General features: G+C 69.8%; 16 protein-coding genes and 1 pseudogene. 16 read left to right on the top strand and 1 reads right to left on the bottom strand.

The window, feature by feature from the left end:
* Positions 1–139 precede the first annotated feature (139 nt).
* Genes D0C15_RS23150 through nusB form a run of 3 tightly spaced genes read left to right on the top strand, consistent with a single transcriptional unit; the run spans position 140 to position 2,303 of the window.
* Entirely contained in the window at positions 140–1,237 is a 1,098-nt protein-coding gene (locus D0C15_RS23150; protein WP_116049303.1) for a M24 family metallopeptidase, read from the top strand.
* 42 nt (positions 1,238–1,279) lie between these two features.
* A complete protein-coding gene (gene efp, locus D0C15_RS23145) occupies positions 1,280–1,843 on the top strand; it encodes an elongation factor P (protein ID WP_116049215.1) in 564 nt (187 codons plus the stop codon).
* A gap of 7 nt (positions 1,844–1,850) precedes the next feature.
* A complete protein-coding gene (gene nusB / locus D0C15_RS23140) occupies positions 1,851–2,303 on the top strand; it encodes a transcription antitermination factor NusB (RefSeq protein ID WP_116049213.1) in 453 nt (150 codons plus the stop codon).
* Positions 2,304–2,429: 126 nt separating this feature from the next.
* Here nusB and bldD read toward each other — a convergent pair whose 3' ends face one another.
* Entirely contained in the window at positions 2,430–2,918 is a 489-nt protein-coding gene (gene bldD / locus D0C15_RS23135; RefSeq protein WP_091673015.1) for a transcriptional regulator BldD, read from the bottom strand.
* 384 nt (positions 2,919–3,302) lie between these two features.
* On the opposite strand from bldD, the gene pyrR reads away from it, so the two are divergent.
* The 13 genes and pseudogenes from pyrR (at position 3,303) to D0C15_RS23070 (ending at position 18,498) form a co-directional block, all read left to right on the top strand.
* A complete protein-coding gene (gene pyrR / locus D0C15_RS23130; protein ID WP_116049211.1) occupies positions 3,303–3,902 on the top strand; it encodes a bifunctional pyr operon transcriptional regulator/uracil phosphoribosyltransferase PyrR in 600 nt (199 codons plus the stop codon).
* Entirely contained in the window at positions 3,899–4,852 is a 954-nt protein-coding gene (locus D0C15_RS23125) for an aspartate carbamoyltransferase catalytic subunit (protein WP_116049208.1), read from the top strand. Before pyrR ends, D0C15_RS23125 begins: the two co-directional genes overlap by 4 nt.
* Positions 4,849–6,192, top strand: a complete 1,344-nt coding sequence (locus D0C15_RS23120) for a dihydroorotase (RefSeq protein WP_116049206.1) — start codon at positions 4,849–4,851, stop codon at positions 6,190–6,192. Before D0C15_RS23125 ends, D0C15_RS23120 begins: the two co-directional genes overlap by 4 nt.
* Positions 6,192–6,674 (top strand): annotated as a pseudogene (locus tag D0C15_RS23115) (PH-like domain-containing protein); the annotation flags it as partial. The gene D0C15_RS23120 and the pseudogene D0C15_RS23115, both read left to right, overlap by 1 nt.
* Before the next feature lie 194 nt (positions 6,675–6,868).
* Positions 6,869–8,029, top strand: coding sequence for a glutamine-hydrolyzing carbamoyl-phosphate synthase small subunit (carA, locus tag D0C15_RS23110; protein ID WP_116049204.1), 1,161 nt, complete (start codon positions 6,869–6,871; stop codon positions 8,027–8,029).
* A complete protein-coding gene (gene carB, locus D0C15_RS23105) occupies positions 8,029–11,367 on the top strand; it encodes a carbamoyl-phosphate synthase large subunit (protein WP_116049202.1) in 3,339 nt (1,112 codons plus the stop codon). The genes carA and carB overlap by 1 nt, the downstream gene beginning before the upstream one ends.
* A complete protein-coding gene (pyrF, locus tag D0C15_RS23100; protein ID WP_116049200.1) occupies positions 11,364–12,233 on the top strand; it encodes an orotidine-5'-phosphate decarboxylase in 870 nt (289 codons plus the stop codon). Before carB ends, pyrF begins: the two co-directional genes overlap by 4 nt.
* A gap of 301 nt (positions 12,234–12,534) precedes the next feature.
* Positions 12,535–12,852, top strand: coding sequence for an integration host factor, actinobacterial type (gene mihF / locus D0C15_RS23095; RefSeq protein ID WP_091673003.1), 318 nt, complete (start codon positions 12,535–12,537; stop codon positions 12,850–12,852).
* Positions 12,849–13,532 carry a guanylate kinase gene (gene gmk / locus D0C15_RS23090; protein ID WP_116049198.1) on the top strand — a complete coding sequence of 228 codons (684 nt, stop codon included), beginning with the start codon at positions 12,849–12,851 and terminating at the stop codon, positions 13,530–13,532. Before mihF ends, gmk begins: the two co-directional genes overlap by 4 nt.
* Positions 13,529–13,804: a DNA-directed RNA polymerase subunit omega gene (gene rpoZ, locus D0C15_RS23085; protein ID WP_091673000.1), complete on the top strand. Its 276-nt coding sequence runs from the start codon at positions 13,529–13,531 to the stop codon at positions 13,802–13,804. Before gmk ends, rpoZ begins: the two co-directional genes overlap by 4 nt.
* Positions 13,805–13,834: 30 nt before the next feature.
* Complete coding sequence (coaBC, locus tag D0C15_RS23080) at positions 13,835–15,064, top strand: bifunctional phosphopantothenoylcysteine decarboxylase/phosphopantothenate--cysteine ligase CoaBC (RefSeq protein ID WP_116049196.1); 1,230 nt, start codon at positions 13,835–13,837, stop codon at positions 15,062–15,064.
* 121 nt (positions 15,065–15,185) lie between these two features.
* Positions 15,186–16,400: a methionine adenosyltransferase gene (metK, locus tag D0C15_RS23075; RefSeq protein WP_162830214.1), complete on the top strand. Its 1,215-nt coding sequence runs from the start codon at positions 15,186–15,188 to the stop codon at positions 16,398–16,400.
* Positions 16,393–18,498 carry a primosomal protein N' gene (locus tag D0C15_RS23070; protein ID WP_116049194.1) on the top strand — a complete coding sequence of 702 codons (2,106 nt, stop codon included), beginning with the start codon at positions 16,393–16,395 and terminating at the stop codon, positions 18,496–18,498. The genes metK and D0C15_RS23070 overlap by 8 nt, the downstream gene beginning before the upstream one ends.
* Positions 18,499–18,638: the final 140 nt, after the last annotated feature.

The following is an 18,638-nucleotide window of genomic DNA, read 5'->3' as shown; positions in this document are numbered from 1 at the left end:
CCCACTGTAGGCGTTGCCGGGCCGAGTGCGGCGGCACCTGACTCCGCTCCCGCGAATCGCGCCGTTTTTGTGACCCGCGAGTAGGTAGGGCTGGTGCGGTCGTGGCCGAAACCGCGCACACAACCTCTAGGCTGGCGTGGTGCCTCATCTTCACGCGATCCGGCGAACCGCACTGCGCGAGCTGCTGCGGGATGCCGAGTTGGACGCCCTGCTCGTCACCGACCTGCTCAACATCCGCTACCTGACCGGCTTCACCGGATCCAACGCTGCCCTCTTGGTGCACGCAGGCAGCGAGACGGAAACCGTCTTCTGTACCGACGGCAGGTACATCGCCCAGGCAGAGGCCGAACTCCCGGACCTGGAACGCGTGATCCAGCGCCCGAGCGCGGACGCCCTCGTCGGCCGCGCGAGCCAGCGCCGCGACCGGTTCGCCCGAACGGGCTTCGAGAGCCAGCACGTCTCGGTCGAGCAGCACGACGCCTTCGCCGGTCTCGCCGAAGGGGTGGAACTGGTGCGCGCCCCCGGTTTCGTGGAGCGGCTGCGCCTGGTCAAGGACTCCGACGAGATCGCGGCCCTGCGCTCGGCCTGCACCGCCGCCGACAAGGCGCTCGCCGACCTGATCCAGTACGGCGGCCTGCGCGCGGGCCGGACCGAGCTGGAAGTGGCGCGGGAACTGGAAGGCCGGATGCTCGATCACGGTTCCGCCGGAGTGTCGTTCGAGTCGATCGTGGCCGCCGGGGCCAACTCCGCGATCCCGCACCATCGGCCGACCGGCGCCGTGCTGACCACAGGTGACCTGGTGAAACTCGACTTCGGCGCGACGGTGAACGGCTACCACTCGGATATGACCCGCACGGTGGTGCTCGGCGAGCCCGCACCGTGGCAGCGCGATCTCTACGACCTGGTCCACCGCGCCCAGGCCGCGGGCTGCGACGCGGTGCGTCCCGGCGTGGCGGTGGCCGATGTGGACCGCGCCGCCCGCGGTGTGATCGAGGACGCGGGCCACGGCGAGCACTTCATTCACGGCCTCGGCCACGGTGTCGGGCTGCAGGTCCATGAGGCACCGAGTCTGGCCACGACCGGCGCCGGTACACTGACCGCCGGTATGGCGGTCACCGTCGAACCTGGCGTGTATCTCGCCGGGCGTGGTGGCGTGCGCATAGAGGACACGCTCGTCGTGCGGGACGGTAGGCCCGAAATCCTCACCCTGAGCACCAAGGAACTCGTGGTCGTCTAGAACGCGGCCCGCCCCGGAATACATACAGGAGATCTCACACCCGTGGCCACCACCAACGACCTCAAGAACGGCCTTGTCCTCAACCTGGACGGCCAGCTCTGGTCCGTCGTGAACTTCCAGCACGTAAAGCCGGGTAAGGGGGGCGCGTTCGTCCGCACCACGCTGAAGCACGTGCTCTCCGGCAAGGTCGTGGACAAGACGTTCAACGCAGGCACGAAGGTCGACACCGCGACGGTGGACCGGCGGACGATGACCTACCTCTACAACGACGGCACCGACTTCGTGTTCATGGACTCGGACACGTTCGACCAGATCACCGTGCCGAGCGAGATCGTCGGTAACGCGGCCGGTTTCCTCCTGGAGAACACCGAGGTCCAGGTTGCCGTGCACGAGGAGGCGCCGCTGTACGTCGAGCTGCCCACCTCGGTGGAACTCGTCGTTCAGCACACCGACCCCGGCCTGCAGGGAGACCGTTCCACCGGCGGTACCAAGCCGGCCACGCTGGAGACCGGAGCCGAGATCCAGGTGCCGCTGTTCCTCACCACCGGTGAGAAGGTCAAGGTCGACACCCGCGACGGCCGCTACCTCGGCCGTGTCTCGAGCTGACGAGCGGATGACGACTCGAAATCCACCCCATCGTGGCGGCCCGATCGGCCGCCGCGCCGCCCGCAAGCGGGCGGTCGAAATCCTGTACGAAGCCGCACAACGGCAGACCGACGCGGTGACGCTGCTGTCGGACCGGGTCGGCGAGGTTCAGGTCGACATGGTCGCCGACTACACGATCACCCTGGTCGAGGGGGTGACAGCGCAGCGAGAGCGCATTGACGAACTACTCGCCGAGCACGCACAGGGCTGGTCACTGGAGCGAATGCCGGTGGTGGATCTCGCGGTGCTGCGAGTGGGCGTCTACGAGCTGCTGTGGGCGGCCGACGTGCCCGACGCGGTCGCGATCGACGAGGCCGTCGGCATCGTGAAGGAACTGTCCACCGACGACTCGCCACGGTTCGTCAACGGGGTGCTCGGGCGGATCGGCAACATCGCCGACCGCCTGCGGGCGATTCTCTAGGCCGGAGCCCGGGAAAGCGCGATCCACTCCGGCGCGGCGGCGCAGGCGGTAGTTCGTCGACGAGTTCCCACACCACTCGGTCTGCGAACTCGTCGACGAACTACCGCCTGCGCTGTCCCGCGTCACTCACTCCTCTTTGGCCGGGCGGGCCTCCGGAGGAAGGACACCCCAGTCGATGAGCTGCTCGGTCAGCTCGCCAGGGGTCATGTCGTAGATGATCGCCAACGAGCGCAGGTCCTCGGTGCGGATCGAGAGGACCTTGCCGTTGTAGTCGCCGCGCTGACTCTGGATGGTGGCGGCGTAGCGGGCGAGCGGCCCCACCTTCTCCGCGGGCAGCTGCTGCAGACGTTCCAGGTTGATCACGATCTTGGTGGCGGGCTCGGCGCCGGACGGAACCCGGCCCTCCGGCAACAACTCGACCACCGGGACGCCGTAGAAGTCGGCCAGTTCGGCCAGCTTCTGGACGGTGACGGCGCGGTCCCCGCGCTCGTAGGAACCGACCACGACCGCCTTCCAGCGCCCTCCGGACTTCTGCTCTACTCCGTGCAGGGACAGGCCCTGCTGCTGGCGGATCCCGCGGAGCTTGGCCCCGAGCGCCTTGGCGTAATCGCCCATCTGGTGGTTCTCCGTTTCTTCGCCCCGTTCGGCCGGGATGACCGCCGGGGGACCTCTGTGTCCTAGTCAACGGCCGGGTTATGCAGACCCCACCGTCTTGTCACCAGATGTGGTGACGTGGACCGGTCGCTCGCACGGGTCTGCGGCCCGTGGTCGCTGGATCGGTCCTGATTAAACCCTCTCTGAGTCGAATACTGAGAGTAATGGTTACGCGTTGTCGTCACCAGGTCAAGCAGATCATCGTGGGACAGCTGTGACCGCGGGGGGACACCACCCGGAAGGCTGAGTGCGCTGTCCTGCTAGTCTCAGTCCGATTTCCATGCCAACCAGGCACATTGACGTCCTTTAAGGACCCGTCCAGTGAGGCGGGGAAGGAGGTCCACCGTGGCGCCACGTCCACGTGGTGCGACGGAACCGGCCATGGAGCGCGAGCTCCTCTCGGCCGGCGACGTCGCGCGCACCATCGCTCGAATGGCCCATCAGGTCATCGAGAAAACAGCACTGGGTGCTGGAGCCGGAGGCAGTGCGGCCCCACCGGTGCTACTCGGGATTCCCACCAGGGGAACGCCGCTGGCCCGCAGGCTCGCCGGCCGGATCGCCGAGTTCTCCGGCGTCGAGGTTCCCGTCGGAGCCCTCGACGTCACCCTCTACCGGGACGACCTGCGGCATAAGCCACCGCGGCCGCTCGAGGAGACCGCTCTCCCGGACGGTGGGATCGACGGCCGGACCGTTCTGCTGGTCGATGACGTGCTTTTCTCCGGACGAACCATTCGCGCCGCCCTCGACGCCCTGCGCGACCACGGTCGTCCCCGCGCGGTCCAGCTCGCGGTGCTGGTGGACCGGGGACACCGCGAGCTGCCGATCCGGGCGGACTACGTGGGCAAGAACGTCCCGACCTCCCGCGCCGAGGACGTGTCGGTGCTGCTTTCCGAAACGGACGGCCGGGACGCGGTACTGCTGCGCGGTCAGGAGGGGGAACGGTGAAGCACCTGCTCGCCACCGACGGCCTCGACGCCGCGACGGCCACCGCGGTGCTCGACACGGCCGACGAGCTCAAGCGCACACTGCTCGGGCGCGAGGTGAAGAAGCTGCCGACGCTGCGGGGCCGCACGGTGGTCACGATGTTCTACGAGAACTCCACCAGGACCAGGGTCTCCTTCGAGATCGCAGGCAAGTGGATGAGCGCTGACGTGATCAACGTCTCCGCCGCGAGCTCCTCGGTGGGCAAGGGCGAGTCGCTGCGCGACACCGCGCTGACCCTGGCCGCGGCGGGCGCGGACTGCGTGATCGTCCGGCATCCGGCCTCCGGCGCCGCCCATCGGCTGTCCGGCTGGCTGGCCGAGGCGGGTACCGCCGTGGTGAACGCGGGCGACGGGATGCACGAGCACCCGACGCAGGCGCTGCTGGACGCGGCGACCCTGCGCGAGCGGCTCGGCTCGCTGTCCGGCAGGCGGATCGCGATCGTCGGTGACGTTCTGCACAGCAGGGTGGCCCGGTCCAACGTGCACCTGCTGACCACCCTCGGCGCCGAGGTGGTGCTCGTCGCGCCGCCGACGTTGCTGCCGCCAGGTGTCCGCAGTCTGCCCGTGACCGTTTCCCACCACCTGGACGCCGAGCTGCCCGCGGTCGACGCGGTGATGATGCTGCGGGTCCAGGCGGAGCGGATGAACGGGGGCGACACCCCGGGTGGCAACTTCTTTCCCTCCGCGCGTGAGTACTCGATCGCCTACGGCTTGAACGAGCGCAGGCTGGGCCTGCTGCCGGAGCATGCCGTCGTGCTGCATCCGGGACCGATGCTGCGCGGGATGGAGATCGGCTCCGCGGTCGCGGACTCACCGCGCTCGGCGATCACCGAACAGGTCCGCAATGGTGTGCACGTGCGCATGGCGGTCCTCTATCACCTGCTGGCCGGAGAGGAAGAACCGACATCGTGAACGACGTCGTCATCAGGGGCGCACGACCCTACGGCGAAGGAGAACCGGTCGACCTGGTGATCGCCGACGGCGTCATCGTGCGGATCGATCCCGCGGGCAGCGCGGCGCCGGAGCGCGAGACCGGCAACGCGGACAGCACCGAGACCACCGTGATCGACGCGGGTGGTCAGGTGCTGCTGCCCGGTTTCGTGGACCTGCACACACACCTGCGCGAGCCGGGCCGTGAGGACACCGAGACCATCGCCACCGGATCGGCCGCGGCCGCGCTCGGTGGTTTCACCGCGGTGTTCGCCATGGCCAACACCGATCCGGTGGCCGACAACGCGGTCGTCGTCGAGCACGTGTGGCGGCTGGGCCAAGCGGCCGGGCTGGTTGACGTGCACCCGGTCGGCGCCGTCACCGTCGGCCTCGCCGGGAAGCGGCTGGCCGAACTGGGCACGATGGCGACCTCGGTGGCCGGCGTGCGGGTCTTCTCCGACGACGGGCACTGCGTCGCGGACCCGTTGATCATGCGCAGGGCACTGGAGTACTCCACCGCACTCGACGTGGTCGTCGCCCAGCACGCGGAGGAGCCCCGGCTCACGGTCGGTGCGCAGGCACACGAGGGAGAACGGGCCGCGCGGCTCGGATACCCCGGCTGGCCCGCCTCGGCCGAGGAGTCGATCGTGGCGCGGGACTGCCTGCTCGCACTGCATGCCGAAGCCAGGCTGCACATCTGCCACGTCTCGACCACGGGTACCGCCGACGTGCTGGGCTGGGCGAAGGCCAGGGGTACGCGGGTCTCGGCCGAGGTGACCCCGCACCACCTGTTGCTCACCGACGAGCGGCTGGCGACCTATGACCCGGTCAACAAGGTCAACCCGCCGCTGCGTACCGGGAGCGACGCCGAGCGGCTGCGGGCGGCGCTGGCCGAGGGGATCATCGACTGCGTCGCGACCGATCACGCCCCGCATGCCGTGCAGGACAAGGACTGTGAGTGGGCCGCGGCCAAGCCGGGCATGCTCGGGCTGCAGACGGCGCTGTCGATCGTGACCGAGACCATGGTCCGCCCGGGGCTGCTGGACTGGCGCGGTGTCGCCAGGGTCATGAGCGAGCGGCCCGCGGAGATCGCCGGGCTGCCCGACCAGGGCAGGCCGATCGCCGTCGGTGAGCCGGCCAACCTGACACTCGTCGATCCCGATACCGAGTGGACGGTCCACGGCGCCGAACTGGCGAGCATCGCGGAGAACACCCCGTACGAGGGGATGCGGCTGCCCGGCGTGGTGAGCGCCACGCTGTTGCGCGGGCGAATCACCTCCCGTGAAGGGAAAATCGTAAATATGCTTGATGGGACCTCGTGATGGACAGGTTGTTGCTTTCGTTGCTGGTCGCCGCCTTCTTCGGCCTGTGCGTGTACGGGATGTGGCGAGGCTGGCGACGCCAGGGGCGGGCGCAGAGCGTCGAGTTCCCGCCGTTTCCGGAGGTCCCCGCACAGCCGGGCGAGCCGGAACTCGAGGCATACGGACTGTACGTCTGCACGACGAGGGCCGGGCGCTGGCAGGAGCGGATCGTCACCAGGGGAGCGGGCCTGCGCACGAGCGCGACCCTGCGCTGCTACCCCGGCGGGATCGAGGTGGAGCGCGTCGGAGCGCCCGGCTTCTGGATACCACGAGAGTCCGTTGTGGACATCGCGACCGGAAAGGGTATGGCGGGCAAGGTGATGGGCACCGACAGTCTGCTGGTGATCACCTGGCGCGTCGGCGAGGAGAACGTGGACACGGGGTTCCGTGGCGATGACGTCGATGTCTATCCGAAGTGGATCGACGCGCTCGGTGACGGCGCGACCGGCCCGCAGACCAAGGCAGGGACTGAGAACGGGGAGTTGCGAGGTCGTGGTGATCCGCAGGACTCGGCCGACGAAGTCCCGCTATCGAGGCGGCAGGGCGCCGGGCAGCAGGACTGGTCGGTCGCTGGGCGTCAGAGCCCTGGCGACTCGATTGCGGAACCGAGTTCTCAGACCAAAGGAGGGGCCCAGCGATGACGGGCAGTACACAGACACCGGCGACGCTGGTACTCGAGGACGGCCGCGTGTTCCGCGGCAGCGCCTACGGCGCGCGAGGGACGAGTCTGGGTGAGGTCGTGTTCAGCACGGGCATGACCGGATACCAGGAGACGTTGACCGATCCGTCCTACCACCGGCAGATCGTGGTGCAGACCGCGCCGCAGATCGGTAACACCGGATGGAACGACGAGGACGACGAGTCAGCGCGGATCTGGGTGGCGGGATATGTCGTCCGCGACCCGGCACGGACCCCGTCCAACTGGCGCTCCCGCCGCACCCTCGATCACGAACTGGCCGAGCAGGGCGTGGTCGGTATCGCCGAGGTCGACACCAGGACGCTCACCCGCCACATCCGGGAGCACGGCGCTATGCGTGCCGGGGTCTTCTCCGGCGAAGCGCTGCTGGCGGGCGGATCCGCCCGCTCCGACGCCGACCTGCTCAACGAGGTGCGGGCCAGTCCCGGAATGCAGGGCGCGGATCTCGCGGGCGAGGTGACCACCCGCTCGCCGTACGTCGTGGCCGCACAGGGCGAGACCCGGTTCCGGGTGGCCGCGCTGGACCTCGGGATCAAGTCCAACACTCCGCGACAGCTGAGCAAGCGCGGGATCGAGGTGCACGTGCTGCCCGCGACCAGCAGCCTGGACGATCTCCTCGCCGTCGAGCCGGACGGCGTGTTCCTCTCCAACGGCCCTGGTGACCCGGCGACCACCGAACACGCCACCGCACTCACCAAGCAGGTACTCGGGCGCGAGCTCCCGCTGTTCGGCATCTGCTTCGGCAACCAGATCCTCGGCCGCGCGCTCGGCCTCGGGACCTACAAGATGCGCTACGGCCACCGCGGCATCAACATCCCGGTGATCGACGTGGCGACCGGAACGGTGGCGATCACCGCACAGAACCACGGCTTCGCGCTCGAGGGTGAGCCGGGCCAGCGCTTCGAGTCCGACTTCGGGGCGGCGCAGATCAGCCATTACTGCCCGAACGACGACACGGTCGAGGGAGTCCGCTGCGCCGACGTCCCCGCGTTCTCCGTGCAGTACCACCCCGAGGCCGCCGCGGGACCGCACGACGCGGCGCCGCTGTTCGACGAGTTCGTCGGCCTGATGGAGCGGGTCGAAGGAAAGGGCGGCCACTGATGCCGAAACGTACAGACATCGAGCACGTCCTGGTGATCGGCTCCGGGCCGATCGTGATCGGGCAGGCCGCCGAGTTCGACTACTCGGGCACCCAGGCATGCCGGGTGCTGCGCGAGGAGGGCATCCGGGTCAGCCTGGTGAACTCCAACCCCGCCACGATCATGACCGACCCCGAGTTCGCCGACGCGACCTACATCGAGCCGGTCACCCCGGACTTCGTGGAGAAGGTCATCGCCAACGAGAAGGAGCAGGGGCGCCCGATCGACGCGCTCCTGGCCACCCTCGGCGGCCAGACCGCGCTCAACGCCGCCGTCGCCCTGCACGAGCGCGGGGTGCTGGAGAAATACGGCGTCGAGCTGATCGGCGCGGACATCGACGCCATCCAGCGCGGTGAGGACCGGCAGAAGTTCAAGGACATCGTCCGCTCGATCGGTGCCGAGGTACCGCGCAGCGCCGTCTGCCATTCGATGGACGAGGTGCGCAAGACGGTCGACGATCTCGGCCTGCCCGTGGTCATCCGGCCGTCGTACACGATGGGCGGCCTCGGCTCCGGGATGGTGCACACCGAGGACGAGCTGGAGCGGATGGCCTCGCTCGGGCTGGAGGAGAGCCCGGTCACCGAGGTGCTCATCGAGGAGAGCGTGCTCGGCTGGAAGGAGTACGAGCTCGAGCTGATGCGCGACAAGAACGACAACGTCGTGGTCATCTGCTCGATCGAGAACATCGACGCCATGGGTGTGCACACGGGCGACTCCGTGACCGTCGCGCCCGCGATGACGCTGACCGACCGCGAGTACCAGCACATGCGCGACGTCGGCATCGACGTCCTGCGCGCGGTGGGGGTGGAGACCGGCGGCTGCAACATCCAGTTCGCGATCAACCCCCGCGACGGGCGGATGGTCGTCATCGAGATGAACCCCCGGGTGTCCCGGTCCTCGGCGCTGGCGTCGAAGGCGACGGGTTTCCCGATCGCCAAGATCGCCGCCCGGCTCGCGGTCGGCTACACCCTCGACGAGATCCGCAACGACATCACCGGTGAGACCCCGGCCTCGTTCGAGCCCACGCTCGACTACGTGGTGGTGAAGGTGCCCCGGTTCGCGTTCGAGAAGTTCCCCGGCGCGGACCCGACACTGACGACCACGATGAAGAGCGTCGGCGAGGCAATGTCGATGGGCCGCAGCTTCCCCGAGGCGCTGGGCAAGGCACTGCGCTCGATCGACACGAAGGCAGGCGGTTTCTGGACCGAGCCCGATCCCGCCGGCGTGACCGTCGACTCGCTCCTCGAGCAGCTGCGCACCCCGCATGACGCCAGGCTCTACGTCGTCGAGCGGGCACTGCGGTTCGGCGCGACCGTGGCTCAGGTGCACGAGGCCAGTGGCATCGACCCGTGGTTTATCGACCAGATCGCCCTGATCGGCGAGATCGGCGCGCAGGTGCGCGACGCTCCGGTACTGGACGGAACGCTGCTGCTGCGCGCCAAGCGCACCGGCCTCTCCGACCAGCAGATCGCGGCGCTGCGGCCGGAACTGGCCGGGGAGGACGGTGTCCGCGCGCTGCGCCACCGCCTCGGTGTGCGGCCGGTCTTCAAGACCGTGGACACCTGCGCAGCCGAGTTCGCGGCGAAGACGCCGTACCACTACTCGGCCTACGAGCTCGATCGCGGCGCGGAGTCCGAGGTCACGGCCCAGACCGAGCGGGACAAGGTGCTGATCCTGGGCTCCGGGCCCAACCGGATCGGGCAGGGTATCGAGTTCGACTACTCCTGCGTGCACGCCGCGATCGCGCTGCGCGAGGCCGGGTTCGAGGCCGTGATGGTCAACTGCAACCCGGAGACCGTCTCCACCGACTACGACACCTCCGACCGTCTCTACTTCGAGCCGCTGACCTTCGAGGACGTGCTCGAGGTGGTGCACGCCGAGCAGGAGTCGGGCACCGTCGCCGGGGTCATCGTGCAGCTGGGCGGGCAGACCCCGCTGAGCCTGGCGCAGCGGCTGGCCGACGCGGGCGTGCCCATCGTGGGGACACCGCCGGAGGCGATCCACCTCGCGGAGGACCGCGGCTCGTTCGGGCAGGTGCTGGTCGACGCGGGGCTGCCCGCCCCGCGTTACGGAACGGCGACCTCGTTCGAGGGCGCGAAGCGGATCGCCGACGAGATCGGCTATCCGGTGCTCGTGCGGCCCTCCTACGTACTCGGCGGGCGGGGCATGGAGATCGTCTACGACGAGGCCCACCTCGCCGGGTACATCCAGCGCGCCACCGAGGTGACCCCGGAGCATCCGGTGCTCGTCGACCGGTTCCTCGACGACGCGATCGAGATCGACGTGGACGCCGTCTACGACGGTGTGGAGCTCTACCTCGGCGGCGTGATGGAGCACATCGAGGAGGCCGGTATCCACTCCGGCGACTCCTCGTGTGCCCTGCCGCCGATCACGCTCGGCCGCACCGACCTGGAGGCCGTTCGCCGCTCCACGGAGGCGATCGCCAAGGGCGTCGGTGTGCGCGGCCTGCTGAACGTGCAGTACGCGCTCAAGGACGACGTGCTGTACGTGCTGGAGGCGAACCCGAGGGCGTCGCGGACGGTGCCGTTCGTGTCCAAGGCGACCGCGGTTCCGCTGGCGAAGGCCGCCTCGCTGGTGATGACCGGGTCCACGATCGCGCAGCTGCGCCGCGACGGCGTCCTGCCAGCCACGGGTGACGGCGGGGATCTGCCCGCGCACTCGCCGGTGTCGGTGAAGGAGGCCGTGCTGCCCTTCCACCGCTTCCGCACGCCCGAGGGGCACGGGGTCGACTCGCTGCTGGGGCCGGAGATGAAGTCCACCGGTGAGGTGATGGGCGTGGACGTCTCCTTCGGCAAGGCGTTCGCCAAATCACAGGCGGGCGCCTACGGTTCCCTGCCGACCTCGGGCAAGGTGTTCGTCTCGGTGGCCAACCGGGACAAGCGTTCGCTGGTGTTCCCGGTCAAGCGCCTCGCCGATCTCGGCTTCGAGATCCTGGCCACGTCCGGGACGGCGGAGGTGTTGCGCCGCAACGGAATCGACTGCTCCGTGGTGCGCAAGCACTACGAAACTCCCACCAGTTCGGCACAGTCCGAACGCGACATCGTCGAGGTCATCCTGGCGGGCGAGGTCGTGATGGTGATCAACACTCCGTACGGCAACAGTGGTCCGCGAGTGGACGGCTACGAGATCCGGACGGCGGCGGTGTCCAGGGACATCCCCTGCATCACCACGATCCAGGGCGCCGCGGCCGCCGTGCACGGCATCGAGGCGCTCATTCGCGGGGACATCGGCGTGCGCTCCCTGCAGGATCTGCAGGCGGCGCTGCGGGCACAGCCGTGACCGAGGCGCAGGTCCCGTTCGGCGCCAGGCTGTCCGCCGCCGTCGCCGAACGGGGCCCGCTGTGCGCCGGCGTCGACCCGCACCCCGCGCTACTCCGGGAATGGGGCCTCACCGCCGACGCGGGCGGGCTGGAGCGGTTCGCGCTGACCGCGACCGAGGCGCTCGCGGGGGAGGTGTCGGTACTCAAGCCGCAGTCGGCGTTCTTCGAGGCGTACGGCTCGGCCGGTATCGCCGTGCTGGAGCGGGTCCTCCTCCTCGCACGCGAGGCGGGCGCACTGGTGCTCCTCGACGTCAAACGCGGCGACATCGGCTCCACCATGGCCGCCTACGCGGCCGCGTACCTGACCGAAGGCGCACCACTGGCCGCCGACGCCATCACGGTGTCGCCCTACCTCGGCTTCGACTCCCTGCTCCCGACCCTGGAACTGGCCAGGGAACAGGGCAGGGGAGTGTTCGTACTGGCCCGAACCTCCAATCCGGAGAGTGCGCGGGGACAGCAGGCACGGGTCGCTGACGGCGCTGACGGCGCTGGCGGTGCCGACAGTGCTGGCGGCAGGACGCTGGCGCAGTCGATCGTCGACGCGGCCGCGCGGCGGAACGCGACCGCGCGGCGCGGTGGGGACGTCGGGGTCGTGGTCGGGGCGACCATCGGTGCGGACGAACTCGACCTGAGTGCGCTGAACGGTCCGGTACTGGCGCCCGGTTTCGGCGCACAGGGCGCCACGGTGGCCGATCTGCGCCGCGTATTCGGCTCGCGGTTGACCGGCGTACTGCCCGCTTCCGCGCGGGACATCCTGCGCCACGGCCCCGACCCGGCGGCCCTGCGTGCCGCACTCCGGCACGTACAGGACTCGTTGCGGGGCTGAGCTTGACTCTGAACTCGGGGCCGCGATCGAGTCGCCAGGGCTCTGACTCCCAGGGACTGTCCAGTTCTGCTGCGTGTGACGCCCTGCCGCCCCGATAGCGGGACTTCGTCGGCCGAGTTCCACGGATCGCGGAAAGCCGGATATTGGGCCGAATGGCGGACATTCGGGGATCATGCGGCGTCGAATCGCACTACCAGGCCCGGAAACGGCTGTGATCGGGCCACCCCGCATTGTGGTCGGTACTGGCGTGTCGGTACGGTCGCGACACCCACCCAGAATTTGAGTACTACCGGAGGAAAACGTGGCACTTCCCCAGCTCACCGAGGAACAGCGTGCTGCGGCGCTGGAGAAGGCCGCTGCCGCCCGTCGCGCCCGCGCGGAGCTCAAGGAGCGGCTCAAGCGGGGCGGCACCACCCTGGCCGAGGTGCTGAAGCAGGCCGACGAGGACGAGGTCCTCGGCAAGATGAAGGTGTCCGCTCTGCTGGAAGCCCTTCCCGGCGTCGGCAAGGTGCGTGCGCAGCAGACGATGGAGCGTCTCGAGATCGCCCCCAGCCGCAGGCTGCGCGGTCTCGGAGACCGGCAGCGTAAGGCGCTGCTGGCCGAGTTCAGCGGTCAGTGAGCGACGGGGTTCACGACGCCCCAACCGAAGCCGGCCGGGTCGCCGGCAGCAAGTCCCACGATGAGCCGGTGCCGGGGAACGTCTCCCGGCACCGGCTCACCGTCGTCTCGGGACCATCGGGCGTCGGTAAGTCGAGTGTGGTCGGGGAGTTGCGGCGGCTCGACCCGCGGATCTACTTCAGCGTCTCGGTCACCACGCGCGAACCCCGCCCTGGCGAGGTGGACGGGGTGCACTATCACTTCGTCGACAGGTCCGCCTTCGACGCGATGGCCGCCGGCGGCGAACTGCTGGAGTACGCCGAGTTCGCCGGGAACTGCTACGGCACCCCAAGGGCGCCCGTCGAGGCCGCGTTGCGGTCCGGGCGGCCCGCCGTTCTCGAGATCGAACTGCAGGGCGCGCGCCAGGTTCGTGAGGCCATGCCGGACGCGCGGCTGGTAATGCTGCTGCCGCCGTCCTGGGGCGAACTCGTCGGCAGGTTGACCGGCAGGGGCACCGAGGAGGACGCCGCCGTACGGGCCCGTCTCGCCGAGGCGGAACGGGAACTGGCGGCCTCCGGTGAGTTCGACGAACGCATTGTCAATGCCGACGTGCGGACCGCCGCGAGGCAGTTGCTAACCTTGATGACGGACGAGTCCATAATTCAGGACGACCACACCGACGATTCGGAGCACGACGAGTGACCGCGATTACGCTGGGTGCCCAGGGCGAGGCGTTGGAAGGCATTACCAACCCGCCGATCGACGACCTGCTTGAGAAGGTCAGCTCGAAGTACGCGCTGGTGATCTACTCGGCGAAGCGTGCTCGGCAGATCAACGACTACTACGCCCAGCTCGGCGAGGGCCTGCTGGAGTACGTGGGGCCGCTGGTCGAGCCGGGTCCGCGGGAGAAGCCGCTGTCGATCGCGCTGCGCGAGATCCACGCCGGCCTGCTCGAGCACACCGAGGGCGAGTAGCCCCACGGCGCGGGCCACCGGTTGAACAACATGGACAAGCCACGCGTCGTCCTCGGCGTCGGCGGCGGGATCGCCGCGTACAAGGCATGTGAGGTGCTGCGCGGGCTGACCGAGTCCGGGCACGACGTTCGTGTCGTGCCGACGGACGCCGCGCTGAACTTCGTCGGCGCGGCCACCTTCGAGGCATTGTCCGGTCATCCGGTGCACACGGGCGTCTTCACCGAGGTTCCCGACGTCCAGCACGTCCGGGTCGGTAAGGACGCCGATCTGGTGATGGTCGTACCCGCCACGGCGGACCTGCTCGCCAGGGCCGCCCACGGACTCGCCGACGACCTGCTCACCAACACCCTGTTGACCGCGCGCTGCCCGGTCGCGTTCTTCCCGGCCATGCACACCGAGATGTGGGAGCACCCGGCGACAAGGGACAACGTGGCGCTGCTGCGCGCACGGGGTCTCCTGGTGGCCGAGCCGGACTCCGGCAGGCTGACCGGGGTCGACAACGGCAAAGGCAGGCTGGCGGATCCCAGGGAGATCGTCGATCTCGCCCGCCTGCTGCTGGCCGAGCCCGCCGCGCTGCCCAGGGACCTGACCGGTATCCGGGTGGCCATCTCCGCCGGTGGCACCAGGGAGGCGCTCGATCCCGTGCGCTACCTCGGGAACCGCTCCTCCGGTAAGCAGGGCTACGCACTGGCCAGGGTCGCCGCGCAGCGGGGCGCCGACGTCACCCTGATCGCGGCGCATACCGTCGCGCTGCCCCAGCCCGCGGGGGTCGAGGTCCGGCACGTTTCCAGTGCCCGGGAGCTCGGCGAGGCCGTACACGCCGCCTCGGCCGACGCCGACGTCGTGGTCATGGCCGCCGCCGTGGCGGACTTCCGCCCCGCCGAGCGTGCCGATCACAAGATCAAGAAATCGGACGACCAGCCGGACCCCACGATCACGCTGGTCCGAAACCCGGACATTCTCGCCGAGTTGGTGAAGAACCGCCGGGAAGGGCAGATCATCGTGGGATTCGCGGCGGAGACCGGTGACGAGGCGGGCGGGGTGCTCGAGCACGCACGAGCCAAGCTGAAGCGCAAGGGCTGCGACCTGCTGGTGGTGAACGCCGTCGGGGACGGTAAGGCCTTCGAGGTCGAGGACAACGGGGGCTGGCTGCTCACCGCACCCGCGCTCGGTGGCGCGGAGCGGCCGATACCACTCGGTTCGAAGTCACAACTGGCGTCCGCTGTGTGGGACGCGGTGAGTGAGCTGACCGCGCACTGAGGCTGTCCGGTGCCGGAGTCAGTAGGCTTCAGTAGGCTGCCGACGCAGCGAACCACACGGCCCGCGCCGTGGCACCCGACTATTGATACGACACACTGTCGGAAGAGGGAAGTGACGAGCGTTGACCGCGTCGAATCGCAGGCTGTTCACGTCGGAATCGGTGACCGAGGGTCATCCGGACAAGATCTGTGACGCCATCAGCGACTCCGTCCTGGACGCGTTGCTGACCAAGGACCCGCGCAGTCGCGTGGCGGTCGAAACCCTGATCACCACCGGTCAGGTACACGTCGCCGGCGAGGTGACCACCGAGGCCTACGCCGATATCCCGACCATCGTCCGCGATGTGATCCTGCAGATCGGCTACGACTCCTCCGCCAAAGGTTTCGACGGCAACTCCTGCGGAGTGAACGTCGCCATCGGCTCGCAGTCGCCGGACATCGCGCAGGGTGTGGACACCGCGTACGAGACCAGGCTGGAAAGCGCCACCCAGGAGATCGCCGACGAGATCGAGCGACAGGGTGCCGGCGACCAGGGCCTGATGTTCGGCTACGCCTGCAGCGACACCCCCGAGCTGATGCCGCTGCCGATCGCGCTGGCGCACCGGCTGTCTCAGCGCCTGACCGCCGTCCGCAAGGAGGGCGTGCTGCCGTACCTGCGCCCGGACGGCAAGACGCAGGTCACCATCGAATACGCCGGGGAGCAGGCCGTCCGGCTGGACACCGTGGTCGTGTCCAGTCAGCACGCCGACGGTATCGACCTGGACGCGATGCTGGGCGTCGACATCCGCGAACAGGTCGTCGCGCCGGTGATCGACGGTCTCGACCTGGACAGCGGCGATCTCCGCCTGCTGGTCAACCCGACGGGCCGATTCGTCATCGGTGGCCCGATGGGCGATGCGGGACTCACCGGCCGCAAGATCATCGTCGACACCTACGGCGGTATGGCCCGCCATGGTGGCGGCGCGTTCTCCGGCAAGGACCCCTCCAAGGTCGACCGCTCCGCCACCTACGCGATGCGCTGGGTCGCGAAGAACGTCGTTGCCGCGGGACTCGCCTCCCGGGTGGAGGTTCAGGTCGCCTACGCGATCGGCAAGGCGTCGCCGGTCGGGCTGTTCGTGGAGACCTTCGGCACCGAGACGGTGGACCCGGCGAAGATCCAGGCGGCCATCGGCGAGGTCTTCGATCTGCGTCCCGCCGCGATCATCCGCGATCTCGACCTGCTGCGGCCTATCTACGCGCCCACCTCGGCCTACGGTCACTTCGGGCGGCCGGACCTGGACCTGCCGTGGGAGCGCACCGACCGGGCCGACGCGCTCCGGTCGGCGGCGGGTGCCTGAATCGGAGACGGCGCCGCTGTGGGATCTGCCCCAGCGGCGCGCCCCGGTAACGAAACCGGCGCGCAAGACATCGACGCGTAAGTCCACCGGCAGGCCCACTGGCAGGGGTAAGGGGCAGCGCGTGCCCGCCGGATCGGCGCCGATCGCCAGGATCGTCGTCGACGTCCCGCTGGCGCACCTGGACCGCACGTTCGACTACCAGGTGCCCGCCGACCTCGACGCCGCCGCGGTCGCAGGATGCCGGGTGCGGGTGCGGTTCGCGGGGCAGTTGGTCGACGGTTTCCTGCTGGAACGGGCCGACACCACCGAACACAAGGGCAACCTCGCGTATCTGGAGCGGGTCACCTCCAGTGAGCCCGTGCTGACCCCGGCGCTGGCCGCGCTGGCCCGTGCCGTGGCCGACCGCTACGGCGGCACGCTCATCGACGTGCTCCGGCTGGCGATCCCGCCACGGCACGCGAAGGCGGAGGGCGAGCCCGCGCGCGAGCCCGCGCCTCGCCCGGATCACCCCGAGGTCACCGGCTGGCAGCGGTATCCGCGTGGCCCCGCACTGGCCGAGGCGCTGCGCGTCGGACGGCCCGCGCACGCGGTCTGGCAGGCGCTGCCGGGTGAGGACTGGCCCGCTCGGCTCGCCGAACTGGCCGCCACCGTCGCCGCGGCGGGCAGGGGAGTGGTGCTGGTCGTACCCGACCACCGCGACCTGAACCGGCTGCACGAGGCCTGCGTGGAGCGGATCGGCGCGGACGCCACGATCTCGTTGTCCGCCGGGCTCGGGCCAGCGGAGCGCTACCGGCGCTGGCTCGCGGTCCAGCGCGGTTCTGCGCGGGTGGTGGTCGGAACCAGGGCCGCGATGTTCGCCCCGGTCGCCGACCCCGGACTCTTCGTGGTCTGGGACGACGGCGACGATCTGCACGTCGACCCGCATATGCCCTATCCGCAGGTGCGGGACGTGCTGATGCTGCGCGCGCACGCGGACAAGGCCTCACTGGTCGTCGCCGGGTTCACCCGTACCGCCGAGGCGCAGTTGTTACTGGAGTCCGGCTGGGCCCATCCGGTCGTCGCGTCCAGGGAGGAGTTGCGCGCCCGCGCGCCGAGGGTGACGCCGTTCGGGGAGGACTTCGATGTCGCCAGGGACGAGGCGGCGCGGGCGGCCCGGTTGCCCGCTGTCGCATTCGAGGCGGCCAGGGCCGGGCTGAAGGCCGGGGCGCCGGTACTGGTCCAGGTTCCCCGCAGGGGATACGTCCCGGGCCTGGCTTGCGATCACTGCCGCAGTCCGGCCAGGTGCAGGCATTGCGCGGGTCCGCTGCTGCTGGGTGGAGGAACCGAGGGCGGAGTGGCCCGTCCGCCGAGCTGCCGGTGGTGCGGGGTGCCGGACACCGCGTACCGGTGCGCGGCCTGCGGTTCACGGCGGCTGCGTGCCGTGGTGATCGGCGCCCGCCGTACGGCCGAGGAACTGGGCAGGGCATTTCCCGGGGTGCCGGTGCGCACGTCCGGCGCGCATGAGGTGCTGGCCACGGTCGCCGCGGAGCCCGCGCTCGTCGTGTGCACGCCGGGCGCCGAACCGGTCGCCGAGTCGGGATACGGGGCCGCGCTGCTGCTCGATGGCTGGGCCCTGCTCGGCAGGCAGGACCTGCGTGCGGCGGAGGAGGCCCTGCGTCGCTGGATGGGGGCGGCCGCACTGGTCCGGCCAGGTCCCGAAGGTGGCAGGGTCGTCGTCGGCGCGGACGCCTCGCTGACCCCGGTACAGGCGCTGATCCGGTGGGATCCGGGATGGCACGCCGGCCTCGAACTCGCCGAGCGCACCGAACTGGGCTTCCCGCCCGCCGTGCGGATGGCGAGTTTCGAAGGCACCCCGGAAGCGGTCGCCACACTGCTGGCGGAGATACCGCTGCCCGAGTCGGCGGAGGTGCTCGGCCCGGTCCCACTCGGCGAGCCGGACGAGGACGGCCGCACCGACAAGGAGCGCGCCCTCGTCCGGGTCCCCCGTGCCGATGGCCGCGCACTCGCCGCCGCCGCACACACGGCCAGCTCCCTGCGCAGCACCCGCAAGGACCCCGACCCCATCCGCACCCAACTCGACCCCCAAGACCTCATCTAGCCGACTTCGCAGTTCCGGGGCCCGACTTCGCAGATCCGGGGCTCGAGTTTGCAGTTCCCGGGCTCGACCTTGCAGTTCCGGGGCCTGAGTTTGCGGTTCCGGCGGCCAAGAGTGAGCACAATTGGTGGTCCCGCTGCGCG

The sequence above is a fragment of the Amycolatopsis palatopharyngis genome (assembly GCF_003385185.1).
Taxonomy (GTDB): Bacteria; Actinomycetota; Actinomycetes; order Mycobacteriales; family Pseudonocardiaceae; genus Amycolatopsis; species Amycolatopsis palatopharyngis.
This window is presented reverse-complemented; position numbering and strand designations above follow the sequence as displayed.